This is a genomic window from Amycolatopsis sp. NPDC003865 (assembly GCF_053605345.1).
In genome coordinates this window covers 20,559-33,656 of the sequence record NZ_JBSGJA010000001.1, presented here as the reverse complement: position 1 = coordinate 33,656, position 13,098 = coordinate 20,559, and the positions used below count along the sequence as shown (strand labels likewise).

Below are 13,098 nucleotides of genomic sequence, written 5' to 3'. Positions count from 1 at the left end.
GAAGGCGGGGAGCGGGAGCGTCTAGGCTGGTGGGAAGGTCTTTCGGGAGGTCGGGTGTCGTCGGAACCGGTCATCGGTGTGCTCGCCATGCAGGGCGCCGTGCGGGAGCACGTCGCCATGCTGGAGGAAGCGGGCGCGCGGGCCAAGCCGGTCCGGCGGGCCACCGAGCTGTCCGAAGTGGACGGTCTGGTGCTGCCCGGTGGCGAGTCGACCACCATGTCGAAGCTGCTCGAGACGTTCGAACTGCTCGAGCCGCTGCGGGCGCGGATCGCCGAGGGCATGCCCGCCTTCGGCTCCTGCGCCGGGATGATCCTGCTGGCGCGGCAGACCCTCGACGGGCGGCCCGACCAGCAGCAGCTCGGCGGGCTCGACGTCGTCGTGCGGCGCAACGCCTTCGGCAGGCAGGTCGACTCCTTCGAGGCCGGCCTCGACTTCGCCGGGGTCGACGGAGAAGTGCACGCCGTGTTCATCCGCGCCCCGTGGGTCGAGAAGGCCGGTGACGGCGTCGAGGTGCTGGCGACGGTCAGCGGCGTGCCCGGCGTCGAGGACGACACCGCTAGGATCGTCGCGGTCCGGCAGGGGGCGGTGCTGGCGACCGCGTTCCACCCGGAGCTGACGCCCGACGTGCGGGTGCACCGGCTGTTCGTCGACCTCGCGCGGAAGGCAGCCTGAGACGCGGTGCCCGGCCGGGGTACGGAACAGATGGAGGAGAGATGAGCGGCCACTCCAAGTGGGCCACCACGAAGCACAAGAAGGCCAACCTCGACGCGAAGCGCGGCAAGCTCTTCGCGCGGTTGATCAAGAACATCGAGGTGGCCGCCCGCACGGGCACCGGTGGTGGCGACCCGGATGGCAACCCGACGCTCTACGACGCCATCCAGAAGGCCAAGAAGAACTCGGTCCCGCAGGACAACATCGAGCGCGCCCGCAAGCGCGGCGCCGGTGAAGAGGCCGGCGGTGCCGACTGGCAGAACATCACGTACGAGGGCTACGGCCCCAACGGTGTCGCGGTGCTGATCGAGTGCCTCACCGACAACAAGAACCGCGCCGCGATGGAGGTCCGCACCGCGCTCACCCGCAACGGCGGCTCCCTCGCCGACCCGGGCTCGGTCGCCTACATGTTCAACCGCAAGGGTGTCGTGCTGATGCCGAAGGCCGGCGCCACCGAGGACGACGTCCTGATGGCGGTCCTCGACGCGGGTGCCGAAGAGGTCAACGACCTCGACGAGAGCTTCGAGATCGTCTCCGAGGGCGGCGACCTGGTGCCGGTGCGCAAGGCCCTGCAGGACGCCGGCTTCGAGTACGAGTCGGCGGAGCTGACGTTCCTCCCGACCGTCAGCGTCCCCCTGGACGCCGACGGCGCGAAGAAGGTCTTCAAGCTGATCGACGCCCTCGAAGACTGCGACGACGTCCAGAACGTCTACGCGAACTTCGACGTGTCCGACGAGGTGCTCGCCGAAGTCGGCTGAGTTTTCCCTTGCACCGCAAGGAACCAGGGCCCGGGCCGGAAACTTTCCGGCCCGGGCCCTGTGCTCTCCCCGGATCCTCAGGCAGAATGTGCGCCGTGACCTCGACGACCCCCGCCGCTTCCGCCGACATCACCGCCGAACTCTCCGCCGAAGAACTGCGCCTCATCGAATGGATCGAGACGCAGGCGAAGGAGCGCGGCAACGCGGTCATCACGGTCGCCGGGGACGACGAGGGCGCCGGCTACTGCTTCACCGCCTGCGCGTGGGCGCTGCACCACGTCCCGGAGGCCGTCGTGGTCGGGCTGCCCGACCAGATGGGCCAGGTGCTGCTCGACGCCTACGTCGACCGCGCGGCCAACGGCGAGATCTTCGAGGTCGGCCGGCGCTACGACGACTTCTTCGAGGGTGTCCCGGTCGTGCTCGAGCGCGTCAACAAGGGGCACTACCCGGAGTACTTCGGCACGGCCTTCCTCATCTACCCGGACGGTGACTTCCCGGCGCTGCAGCTGATCGTCGCGACGCCGGAGGGCAAGTTCCCCTGGCACCCGGACGCGCCCGAGGGCTTCGCCCGGTGGCAGCCGGTGCTGACCGAGAGCGGCGACCCCGAAAGCTGGACCCCCGGCGTCGACGGCCCCTAGAACTTCCGCAGGTCGGCGGCCGCTTCCGGGTACCGCCGGGCCAGTTCCGCGGCGGACTCGAACTCGACGCAGTCGTCGGTGTAGGGCGGCACGACGACGGTGCCCAGCAAGCTCCACTCGCGGGTCGTCACGGTCGCCTGCCACGTCCCGGCGGGCACCACCACCTGCGGACGTTCCCCGGCGGCCACGTCGGTGCCGAGCACCGGCCGCTCGATCGAGCCGTCCGGGTGCAGCAGCAGCATCGCGGCCGGCGCGCCCGCGTGGTGGACCCACACCTCGACGCGGTCCAGCCGGTGCGGCGCCGAGCGCTCGGGCGCGACGAGCAGGTAGTAGATCGCGGAGCCGGCGGCCGAGCGCCAGCTCTGCGCCCACTGCCCGCCTTCGATCGGCAACGGCTCCAAGCCCAGGTGGGTGACGAAATCCGACGGCTCCGGCATGTCATCCATCCTGCCGCAGACGCGCCCAGTAGCCTGCAGACTCGAACTGATGTTCGCGGCGGGAGGAATGCGGGTGCGGGTGCTCGGGGTCGACCCCGGTCTGACCAGGTGCGGCCTGGGGGTGGTCGACGGCGGCAAGGGCCGGGCCGTCCGCTGCGTCGCCGTCGACGTCGTGCGGACGCCGGCCGACGCCGACCTGGCCCACCGGCTGCTCGGCATCTCCGACGAGGTCGAGCGGTGGATGGACAAGTACAAGCCGCAGGCCGTCGCCGTCGAGCGCGTCTTCGCCCAGCACAACGTCCGGACCGCGATGGGCACCGCGCAGGCCGGTGGCGTGGTCGCACTGGCCGCCGCGCGCCGGGGCCTGCCCGTCGTCTTCCACACGCCGAGCGAGGTCAAGGCCGCGGTCAGCGGCTCCGGCCGGGCGGACAAGGCCCAGGTCACGGCCATGGTGATGCGGCTGCTCAACCTCGAGGTCGCGCCGCACCCCGCCGACGCCGCGGACGCCCTCGCCCTGGCCATCTGCCACCTCTGGCGCGAGCCGATGCGGGCCCGGCTCGCCGAAGCCGAAGCCCGCGCGGCCGAAATGGCCCGCACCCACAAAGCCCGCCTCGCCGCGGCGGCGAAACAAGCCAAGAACCCTGGAGCAGCGCGATGATCTCGTCGGTACGCGGAGAAGTCCTCTCGGTCGGCCTGGACCACGTCGTGGTCGAGGTGGGCGGGGTCGGCTTCGCCGTGCAGGCCACCCCGGCGACGCTGGCCACCCTGCGCCGCGGCGAAGAGGCCCGGTTGCACACCGCGCTGGTCGTGCGCGAGGACTCGCTGACGCTGTTCGGCTTCGCCGACGCCGACGCGCGCGAGCTGTTCGGCCTGCTGCAGACGGTGTCCGGGATCGGGCCGCGGCTCGCCCTGGCCACCCTCGCCGTGCTGGACCCGGACAAGCTGCGCGCCGCGTTGGTCGAAGGCAACATCACCGTGCTCACCTCGGTGCCCGGCATCGGCCGCAAGGGCGCCGAGCGGCTCACCCTCGAACTGCGCGACAAGGTCACCGCGCTCGGCGGCGCCGACGGCGCGCCCGCGGTCACCGCGCCCGGCGCGCTGCGCTCGGAGGTCGTCGAGGCCCTGGCCGGCCTCGGGTTCCCGGCCAAGCAGGCCGAGCAGGCGGTCGACAGGGTCCTCGCCGACGGTGACGGCCACACGACCGCGAGCGTGCTGCGCGCCGCGCTGGCCACCCTCGGCCGGAAGCGGTAGGCGCGGCCGTGGAGTATGAAGCCGTGGACGAGGACGAAGCCCTCTCGGCGTGGGCGCAGACCGGCGACCGCGACGTCGAGGGCACGCTGCGGCCCCGCAAGCTCGACGAGTTCGTCGGCCAGCCGCGCGTGCGCGAGCAGCTGGAGCTGGTGCTGGAAAGCGCCCGCCGCCGCGGCGTGCCGCCCGACCACGTCCTGCTCTCCGGGCCGCCCGGGCTGGGCAAGACGTCGATGGCGATGATCGTCGCCGCCGAGCTGGGCGCGGCCATCCGGATCACCTCCGGCCCCGCGCTGGAACGGGCCGGTGACCTCGCCGCGATGCTGTCCAACCTGGCGCCGGGCGACGTCCTGTTCATCGACGAGATCCACCGGATCGCCCGTCCCGCCGAGGAGATGCTCTACCTGGCGATGGAGGACTTCCGGGTCGACGTCGTCGTGGGCAAGGGCCCGGGCGCGACCAGCATCCCGCTCGAGATCGCCCCCTTCACGCTGGTCGGGGCGACCACGCGGTCGGGTTCGCTGACCGGCCCGCTGCGCGACCGCTTCGGCTTCACCGGCCAGATGGAGTTCTACACCGACGCCGAGCTGGAGCTGGTCGTCCGCCGGGCCGCGACGATCCTCGACATCCCCATCGACCGGGACGGCTGCGCGGAGATCGCCGGCCGGTCGCGGGGCACGCCCCGGATCGCGAACCGGCTGCTGCGGCGCGTCCGCGACTACGCCGAGGTCCGCGCCGACGGCAAGGTCACCCTCGAGGTGGCCCGCGCCGCGCTGGCCGTCTACGACGTCGACGAGCTCGGTCTCGACCGGCTCGACCGGGCCGTCCTCACCGCGCTGACCAGGTCGTTCGGTGGGGGACCGGTCGGCATCTCGACCCTGGCGGTCGCCGTGGGGGAGGAGGCGACCACCGTGGAAGAGGTGTGTGAGCCCTACCTCGTGCGCGCCGGTATGCTCGCCCGCACCCCGCGCGGCCGGGTCGCCACCGCGGCGGCGTGGGAACACCTCGGCCTGGTGCCTCCCGCGGACCTCCCGGGGCGCCCGGACCAGGGCGGGCCGTCCCTGTTCGACGAGGACTGAGCGGCTCGTACCGGCGGGTGGGTGCTGGCGTCCGCGCTGGTACCTGGCACACTTGACAGGAGCACATACCCAAGAACCGGACATTTCGGCATGCCGCCGGTGTCCGTCGAACGGAGAATCATGCAAAGTCTATTGCTGCCCCTGCTCCTCGTGCTCGTCCTCGCCGTGCCGCTGGTGATGAGCACGCGCAAGCAGAAGAAGCAGCAGGCGGCGCAGCAGGAACTGCAGAACAGCCTGGCGCCCGGTGACCGCGTGATGACCACCTCGGGTCTCTACGGCACCGTCGCCGACGCCTCCGGCGACACCACGATCGACATCGAGATCGCGCCCGGCGTCGTCACCACCTGGCTGCGGCTCGCGGTCCGCGAGAAGGTCGAGCCGGTCGTCGAGACCGACGAGGACACCGTGGACGAGGCGGAGGCCCCCGCCGAGGAGCCGATCATCGAGTCGACCTCCGGCATCAAGGACGACGAGCCGCAGACCACGGCTCAGGTGGCCCCGCCGCTGGAGCACGGCAAGAAGTAGGCCCTCGCGGCACCCTGGGCGGGTCGCGGGAACGCCCGACGAAAGTCGGTGTGGCCTCGCACGCCGGGCTCACGCAGCACCGAGTAGTGTCTCGGTGCTGCGTGCGTGTCCGCCGTCATACCCGTGCCCGGGAGTGAATCGCACACAGTCCCTCCCGGTAACCCTCCGGGCGGGCACCGCTTAGTTGGGGCAACCCAGTCCGAGGAGACCGAAGCACCGTGGCATCATCGGCCGGGCATCTCCGCCCGGGACGCTATCTCGCCTTCTTCGCCCTGATCGTGATCGTGCTGTACGCGCTGGTGTTCCTCACCGGCAACCACAAGCCGACCCCGAAGCTGGGCATCGACCTGCAAGGCGGCACCCGGGTCACGCTCACCGCCCGCACCCCCGACGGCGGCCAGCCCACCCGCGAATCCCTGAACCAGGCGCGCCAGATCATCGAGCGCCGCGTCAACGGGATCGGCGTCAGCGGCACCGAGGTCCTCCTCGACGGCAACAACGTCGTCATCACCGTCCCCGGCGAGCAGGGCGACCAGGCGAAGAACCTGGGCAAGACCGCGAAGCTCGGCTTCCGCAAGGTCGTCGCGAACGCGACCCAGCCGGTCGTGCCGCCGCAGACCACCACCCCGCCGCCGGCCACCGGTACCCCGACTTCGGGCGCGCCGACGTCCGGTGCCCCCAGCAGCTCCAAGCCGCCGGCCGCTTCGTCGAGCGCGCCGCCGTCCAGCCCGGCCGCCGGTGGCGGCGGTGCCGCGGGCGCCCCGGCGCAGCAGCAGAGCACCACCCCGGCCCCGCCGAGCAGCAGCACCACGCCGCCGCCGGCGTCGAGCCAGGCCCCCGCCCCCTCGGACGGCTCGGTCGACGCCGACACCGCGAAGCAGATCCAGGCGGCCAAGGCGCTGCGCCAGGACCCGAAGCTGATCGGCGCGGACGGCACCCCGAACCAGGACCTCGTCGCGAAGGCGATGGCGTCGCTCACCTGCGCGCCGAACGCCAAGGACGCCCTCGAAGGCAACGACGACCCGAAGCTGCCGCTGGTCGCCTGCGGTGACCACAACACCTACAAGTACCTGCTGGAGCCGGAGTTCCTGCCGGGCACCGAGATCGCCGACGCGACCTCGGGCTACGACCAGCAGCGCGGCCAGTGGGTGGTGAACCTCAGCTTCAAGGGCGAGGGCACCAAGATCTGGGCGGACTTCACCTCGAAGAACGTCAACCAGCAGGCCGCGTTCGTCCTCGACACGCAGGTCGTGTCCGCGCCGAACATCCAGGTGGCCATCCTCGACGGCAACACCCAGATCACCGGCAAGTTCACCCAGTCCGAGGCGAAGGACCTCTCGGACATCCTGAAGTACGGCTCGCTGCCGCTGTCGTTCGCTTCCTCGGACGCGACCACCGTGTCGGCGACGCTCGGCCTGGCCTCGCTGCAGGCCGGCCTGATCGCCGGCGGCATCGGCCTGCTGGTCGTCTTCATCTACTGCCTGTTCTACTACCGGCTGCTCGGCGTGCTCACCATCCTGTCGCTGGCCCTGTCCGGCGCGCTGGTGTTCGCGGTGCTGGTGCTGCTCGGCCGCTGGATCGGCTACACGCTGGACCTCGCGGGCATCGCCGGCCTGATCATCGCCATCGGTATCACGGCGGACTCGTTCGTCATCTACTTCGAACGGCTCAAGGACGAAATCCGGGAGGGCCGGACGTTCCGGTCCGCGGTGCCGCGCGGCTGGGTCCGCGCCCGGCGCACCATCCTGGCTTCGGACGCGGTGAGCTTCCTGGCCGCGGCCATCCTGTACGTCATCGCGGTCGGCGACGTCCAGGGCTTCGCGTTCACCCTCGGCATGTCCACGGTGCTCGACCTGGTGGTCGTGTACCTGGTGACGCACCCGCTGGTGGCCATGGTGTCCACGTCCAAGAACGCGTTCCTGTCCAATCCGAGGCACCTGGGTCTCGGCGCCGTGCAGCAAGTGGGTTCGCAGCGTAAGAAGTCGACCTCGGTCGGCCGCGCGAACGTGAAGGAGGCCTGACGTGGGGGTCGAGGAACTGGGCACGGACGCCGAAGGCAACGCGAAGGCGCCCGCCAAGCCCGGCAAGAAGGAAAGCGTCTTCCACCGGCTCTACGTCGGCACGGGCGCGTTCGACGTCGTCGGCAAGCGCAAGCGCTGGTACGTCTTCTTCGGCGCGCTGGTGCTGGTCTGCCTCGCGTCGATGATCATCCGCGGGTTCAACCTCGGCATCGAGTTCGAGGGCGGCACGCAGATCCAGATGCCGGCCAACGGCACGCACGGCGTGATCACCGAGCAGCAGGCCAAGGATTCGTTCGAGAAGGCGCTCGGCCGCCCGGCGGCCGAGGCGCAGAAGGTCGGCACCGGTGCGGCGTCGACCATCCAGATCCGCACGGACACGCTGAACGCGGCCGACGTCGCGAAGGTCAAGCAGGGCCTGTTCCAGGACCTGGGCCCGAAGGGCAGCAACGGCCAGCCCAGCGTGCAGGCGATCAGCGACAGCGCGGTGAGCGCGTCCTGGGGCGGTGAGATCTCGCAGAAGGCGCTGATCGCGCTCGGCGTGTTCCTCGTCGCGGTGGTCATCTTCCTGGCGATCTACTTCGACCTGCGGATGGCCGCGGCGGCGCTCGTCTCGCTGCTGCACGACATCCTGGTCACCGCCGGTGTGTACTCGCTGATCGGCTTCGAGGTCACCCCGGCGACCGTGATCGGCCTGCTGACGATCCTCGGGTTCTCGCTGTACGACACGGTGGTGGTGTTCGACAAGGTCCGCGAGAACACGCGCGGCCTGCTCGGGCTGACCCGCCGCACCTACGGCGAGGCCGCCAACCTGGCGCTCAACCAGACCCTGATGCGGTCGTTCAACACGGCGTTCATCGCGCTGCTGCCGATCCTGGGCCTGCTGATCGTCGGGTACGTCCTGCTCGGCTCGGGCACGCTGCAGGACCTCGCGCTGGTGCAGCTCACCGGTACGTTGGTCGGCGTCCTGTCGTCGGTCGCGCTGGCGACGCCGCTGCTGGTCGACTTCAAGATGCGCGACCCGAAGTACGCGCAGCAGGCCGAGCGGGTCCGCCAGCGCCGCGTCACCCAGGAGCGCAAGGCGGCGGGCGAAGAGGACTTCGACGCCGGGGACGACGACGCGCTGGCCAAGGAGCTGCGCAAGGAGAAGGCGTACGCGGCCGCGGCCAGCGTCCCCGCCCGGATCCAGAAGCAGCGTCCGCAGGGCAAGCCGGCCGGAAAGCGGAAGCGCTGACGTGGAGCTGAGCGACGCCCTCGGCCTGATCGCCGAGGTGCCGGACTTCCCCGAGCCCGGCGTGCTGTTCCGCGACCTGAGCCCGCTCTTCGCGGACGCGGGTGCGTTCAAGGCGGTGACCGACGCGCTGGCGGAGACGCTGGCGCCCGGTGTCGAGGCGCTCGCGGGTGTCGAAGCCCGCGGGTTCCTCCTCGCCGCGGCCGTCGGGTACGCCCGCGGCCTCGGCGTGGTGCTGATCCGCAAGCCGGGCAAGCTGCCGCAGGTGGCGGGCCGGGTGGACTACGCCCTGGAGTACGGCACGGCGACGGTCGAGCTGCCCGCGGGCGTGGTGAAGCCCGGCCAGCGCATCGCGATCCTGGACGACGTCCTCGCGACGGGCGGCACGGTCGCGGCGACGGGCAAGCTCCTGGAGGACGCGGGAGCGGTGGTCGAAGGCGTGTCGGTGGTCCTGGAACTGGGCGCGCTGGGCGGCCGCGAGGTGCTCGGCGGCCGCAAGGTCCACGCGCTCAAGACCTGCTGAGAGGGCTGCCAAGGCCGGGTCGTCGGAGCGGGGCTCAAGGCGGGCCCGGCACTCAACCCGCACCGCACGCCACCCAGGGCTCCCCGCAACCCCGATCCGAAGCCCCAACACGGCCGGCAGTGCCGGGTCAAGGCACGCTTTCCCGCCTTGACGCGGTACTGCCGGCCGTAGTCACAATCGGGCGTCGGGGTGGTGGGCCTTATCCGCTCAGTGAATCCGCGCGGTAATGCCGCAGGTGACAGGCCCCACATCCCCCTGAACGGGCGCACCCGAGAGGGCCGCGAGGCGCAACGGCTACCCTGGTGGTTCGAACGGCCGCACGAGCAGCAGGAGGTGCGGGTGAGCCAGGAGCTCGACGCCGCGGTGCCCGCGAAAGAGGGCGCCCAGCAGAACGGGCAGGCGGCGGCCCAGCCGCCGAGGCCGAACGGCGCGGCGCCGAACCCGTCCGCGACCCGGCGGGTCCGCGCGCGGCTCGCCCGGCGGATCACCGCGCAACGCGCCGCCCCGGTCAAGCAGGTCCTCGAACCGCTCGCCGTCATCCACCGGGAGCTGCACCCCAACGCCGATCTCGGGCTGCTCCAGCGCGCCTACGACGTCGCCGAGGAACTGCACCGGAACCAGCGGCGCAAGTCCGGCGACCCGTACATCACCCACCCGCTCGCCGTCGCCACCATCCTCGCCGAGCTGGGCATGGACACCACGACCCTGGTCGCGGCCCTGTTGCACGACACGGTCGAGGACACCGGCTACGCGGTCGAGAGCCTGAAAGCCGACTTCGGCGAGAAGGTCGCCGAACTCGTCGACGGCGTCACGAAGCTGGACAAGGTCAAGCTTGGCACCTCCGCCGAGGCCGAGACCATCCGCAAGATGGTCATCGCGATGGCCAAGGACCCCCGCGTCCTGGTCATCAAGCTCGCCGACCGGCTGCACAACATGCGCACCATGCGCTTCCTGCCGCCCGAGAAGCAGGCCCGCAAGGCCCGCGAGACGCTCGAAGTCCTCGCCCCGCTCGCGCACCGGCTCGGCATGGCCACGGTCAAGTGGGAGCTGGAGGACCTCGCGTTCGCGATCCTGCAGCCCAAGAAGTACGACGAGATCGTGCGCCTGGTCGCCGACCGCGCGCCCTCGCGTGACATCTACCTGCGGTCGGTGATCACGGACCTGACCAGCAACCTCGTGTCGTCGCGGATCACCGCGAAGGTCGAGGGCCGGCCGAAGCACTACTACTCGATCCACCAGAAGATGATCGTCCGCGGCCGCGACCTGGACGACATCCACGACCTGGTCGGCGTCCGGATCCTCGTCGAGGACGTCCGCGACTGCTACGCCGCGATGGGTGTCGTGCACGCGCTGTGGCAGCCGGTGCCCGGGCGGTTCAAGGACTACATCGCGCAGCCGCGCTTCGGCGTCTACCAGTCGCTGCACACCACCGTGATCGGCCCGGACGGCAAGCCCCTCGAGGTGCAGATCCGCACCTACGAGATGCACCGCACCGCCGAGTACGGCATCGCCGCGCACTGGCGCTACAAGGAAACCAAGGGCACGCACACCGGCAACGCCATGGACGTCGACGAGATGGCGTGGATGCGCCAGCTCCTCGACTGGCAGCGGGAAGCGGCGGACCCGGGCGACTTTCTCGAGTCGCTGCGCTACGAGCTGGCCTCCCGCGAGATCTTCGTGTTCACGCCCAAGGGCGACGTCATCACGCTGCCGGTGGACTCGACGCCGGTGGACTTCGCCTACGCCGTGCACACCGAGGTCGGGCACCGCTGCATCGGCGCCCGCGTCAACGGCCGCCTGGTCGCGCTCGAACGCAAGCTGGAGAACGGCGAAGTCGTCGAGATCTTCACGTCGAAGGCGGAGAACGCGGGGCCGTCGCGCGACTGGCTGCAGTTCGCCGGCTCGCCGAAGGCGCGCGCGAAGATCCGGCAGTGGTTCGCCAAGGAACGCCGCGACGAGGCGATCGAAGGCGGCAAGGAAGCCATCACCAAGGAGATCCGCAAGGTCGGCCTGCCGATCCAGCGGCTCGTCTCCGCGGAGTCGATGGGCGCGGTCGCCACCGAGCTGCGTCACGCCGACATCTCCTCGCTCTACGCGGCGGTCGGCGAGGGCCACACGAGCGCGAAGCACGTCGTGCAGCGGCTGGTCGCGCTGATCGGCGGGGTCGACGCGGCGGAGGAGGAGCTCGCCGAGCGGGCCACGCCGTCCACGGTCACCCGGCGCCGGGGTTCCAACGACGTCGGCGTCGTCGTCAAGGGCGCCAGCGACGTCTGGGCGAAGCTCGCGCGGTGCTGCACCCCGGTGCCGGGCGACGAGATCCTCGGGTTCGTCACCCGCGGCGGCGGCGTTTCGGTGCACCGCACCGACTGCACGAACGCCGGTGACCTGCAGTCCCAGCCCGAGCGGCTGGTGGAGGTCGAGTGGGCGCCTTCGGCGTCCTCGGTGTTCCTGGTGGCCATCCAGGTCGAGGCGCTCGACCGGCACCGCCTGCTGTCGGACGTGACCAAGGTGCTGGCGGACGAGAAGGTCAACATCCTCTCGGCGTCGGTGACCACGTCCCGCGACCGGGTCGCGGTCAGCCGGTTCTCGTTCGAGATGGGCGACCCCAAGCACCTCGGCCACGTCCTCAAGGTGGTCCGCGGCGTAGAGGGCGTCTACGACGTCTACCGCGTGACTTCGGCTTCCTGACCGATCCCGGAGACGCCGGCGATCCGCTCGCGCGACTCCAGGAGCCGCGCGCGCAACGGCGGTAGGTCGACGCCGAGCAGGCGCCCGTGCCGTTTGACCGCCTTCCCGGCGACGTAAACGCTGTCCACCAGCCCGGGGTGACCGGCGCTGACGATGGTGCGGACCGGGTCGCCGACGGGGAACACCGAGAGGTCCTCGGCGTCCAGCAGGACCAGGTCGGCGTCCTTGCCGGGGCTGAGGCTGCCGGTGTCGCGCCCGCAGGTCCGGGCGCCGTTCACCGTGGCGCACTCGAGGACGATCCGCGTCGTAAGGCCCCAGTCGACGGCCAGTGCCGTGCGCATGGCGCCGAACAGGTCACCGCCGGCGGACAGGCAGTCGTCGACCGACAGTGACGGGCGCAACCCGGCGGCCAGCGCCCGGCCGGTGATCAGCGGCTCGAAGCCCATCTTCAGCTCGACGTCCGGGCTGACCGACACCGAGGAACCGGCGTCAGCGAGCATGGCCAGCTGGTCGTCGGAGAGGCCGTTGCCGTGCACGATGGTCGTGCGGTCGTCGAGCAGGCCCCGCGCGCGCATGCCCTCGATCGGACGGTCGCCGTGCCGCCAGCCGCCGGTGCCGTGGACGTGCACGCTCACCGGCAGCCCGAGTTCCCGCGCCAGCGCGACATCCGCGGCGGTCTCGTCCATTGTGGACACCACCGGACCGCGCAGGCCGAGTGCCATGTCATCGCCGGGCAGCAGCTTTCGCACCCGCCGGATCTCCGGTGCGATGTCCGGCCCGTCGGCGCCGTAGCAGAAGATCGAGTGGCCGGGTGCGTCCTGCAGCCCGGCGATCGCGGCGTCGGCGTTCTCCGGGTGGAGGGCGCAGTGGAACCAGTCGAGCATGGTCGTGACGCCGGAGTTCAGGGCCTCCAGGCGCCCGAGGAGGTTGCCCAGGTAGACGTCCTCGGGCCGGTAGTGCGGTTTGAGCTTGCCGTGCGCGGCGGCGCGGTACTGGTCGAACGTCCAGTCCGCGCCGAGGCCGCGGAACGCCGTCTGCCAGGTGTGGCGGTGGGTGTCGACGAACCCGGGCAGCACGATCTTCCCCGTCGCGTCGACGATCTCGGCGTCGACGTCGAGCGTGGCGCCGACCGCGGCGATCCGGCCGTCCTCGATGAGCACGTCGCCACGGGGAAGGTCCCCGAGCGCCGGGTCCATGCTGACCACCATGCCGCCGCGCAGCAGTGTTTTCATCGGTCTCCTC

General features: G+C 71.2%; 13 protein-coding genes. 11 read left to right on the top strand and 2 right to left on the bottom strand.

Annotated elements, in window-relative coordinates; translation table 11 throughout:
* The first annotated feature begins 54 nt into the window (after window positions 1-54).
* From pdxT to ACWEVP_RS00170, 3 genes are all read left to right on the top strand, one after another.
* Window positions 55-672 carry a pyridoxal 5'-phosphate synthase glutaminase subunit PdxT gene (gene pdxT, locus ACWEVP_RS00180; RefSeq protein ID WP_452060423.1) on the top strand — a complete coding sequence of 206 codons (618 nt, stop codon included), beginning with the start codon at window positions 55-57 and terminating at the stop codon, window positions 670-672.
* Window positions 673-713: 41 nt separating this feature from the next.
* Window positions 714-1,469, top strand: a complete 756-nt coding sequence (locus tag ACWEVP_RS00175; RefSeq protein ID WP_452060422.1) for a YebC/PmpR family DNA-binding transcriptional regulator — start codon at window positions 714-716, stop codon at window positions 1,467-1,469.
* A gap of 86 nt (window positions 1,470-1,555) precedes the next feature.
* Window positions 1,556-2,107 carry a DUF4262 domain-containing protein gene (locus ACWEVP_RS00170; RefSeq protein ID WP_452060421.1) on the top strand — a complete coding sequence of 184 codons (552 nt, stop codon included), beginning with the start codon at window positions 1,556-1,558 and terminating at the stop codon, window positions 2,105-2,107.
* Here ACWEVP_RS00170 and ACWEVP_RS00165 read toward each other — a convergent pair.
* Complete coding sequence (locus ACWEVP_RS00165; protein WP_452060420.1) at window positions 2,104-2,544, bottom strand: cupin domain-containing protein; 441 nt, start codon at window positions 2,542-2,544, stop codon at window positions 2,104-2,106. The genes ACWEVP_RS00170 and ACWEVP_RS00165 overlap by 4 nt on opposite strands.
* Before the next feature lie 73 nt (window positions 2,545-2,617).
* Here ACWEVP_RS00165 and ruvC point away from each other — a divergent pair, with 73 nt between their 5' ends.
* From ruvC to ACWEVP_RS00125, 8 genes are all read left to right on the top strand, one after another.
* Window positions 2,618-3,202, top strand: a complete 585-nt coding sequence (gene ruvC, locus ACWEVP_RS00160) for a crossover junction endodeoxyribonuclease RuvC (RefSeq protein WP_364269660.1) — start codon at window positions 2,618-2,620, stop codon at window positions 3,200-3,202.
* Entirely contained in the window at window positions 3,199-3,795 is a 597-nt protein-coding gene (gene ruvA / locus ACWEVP_RS00155) for a Holliday junction branch migration protein RuvA (RefSeq protein WP_452060419.1), read from the top strand. The genes ruvC and ruvA overlap by 4 nt, the downstream gene beginning before the upstream one ends.
* 8 nt (window positions 3,796-3,803) lie before the next feature.
* Window positions 3,804-4,871, top strand: coding sequence for a Holliday junction branch migration DNA helicase RuvB (gene ruvB, locus ACWEVP_RS00150; protein WP_452060418.1), 1,068 nt, complete (start codon window positions 3,804-3,806; stop codon window positions 4,869-4,871).
* 120 nt (window positions 4,872-4,991) lie between these two features.
* A complete protein-coding gene (gene yajC / locus ACWEVP_RS00145; RefSeq protein ID WP_452060417.1) occupies window positions 4,992-5,396 on the top strand; it encodes a preprotein translocase subunit YajC in 405 nt (134 codons plus the stop codon).
* A 218-nt stretch (window positions 5,397-5,614) separates the two neighbouring features.
* Window positions 5,615-7,417, top strand: coding sequence for a protein translocase subunit SecD (gene secD, locus ACWEVP_RS00140; protein WP_452060416.1), 1,803 nt, complete (start codon window positions 5,615-5,617; stop codon window positions 7,415-7,417).
* Window position 7,418: 1 nt separating this feature from the next.
* On the top strand, window positions 7,419-8,648 hold the full coding sequence (gene secF, locus ACWEVP_RS00135; protein WP_452060415.1) for a protein translocase subunit SecF: 1,230 nt from the start codon (window positions 7,419-7,421) through the stop codon (window positions 8,646-8,648).
* Window position 8,649: 1 nt separating this feature from the next.
* Window positions 8,650-9,168, top strand: coding sequence for an adenine phosphoribosyltransferase (locus ACWEVP_RS00130; RefSeq protein WP_452060414.1), 519 nt, complete (start codon window positions 8,650-8,652; stop codon window positions 9,166-9,168).
* Window positions 9,169-9,507: 339 nt separating this feature from the next.
* Complete coding sequence (locus ACWEVP_RS00125) at window positions 9,508-11,856, top strand: RelA/SpoT family protein (RefSeq protein ID WP_436385753.1); 2,349 nt, start codon at window positions 9,508-9,510, stop codon at window positions 11,854-11,856.
* Here ACWEVP_RS00125 and ACWEVP_RS00120 read toward each other — a convergent pair.
* Window positions 11,832-13,088 (bottom strand): amidohydrolase family protein, encoded by a 1,257-nt coding sequence (locus ACWEVP_RS00120; RefSeq protein ID WP_452060413.1) that lies wholly within the window; start codon window positions 13,086-13,088, stop codon window positions 11,832-11,834. The two genes, ACWEVP_RS00125 and ACWEVP_RS00120, sit on opposite strands and share 25 nt — an antisense overlap.
* Between the last annotated feature and the right edge of the window lie 10 nt (window positions 13,089-13,098).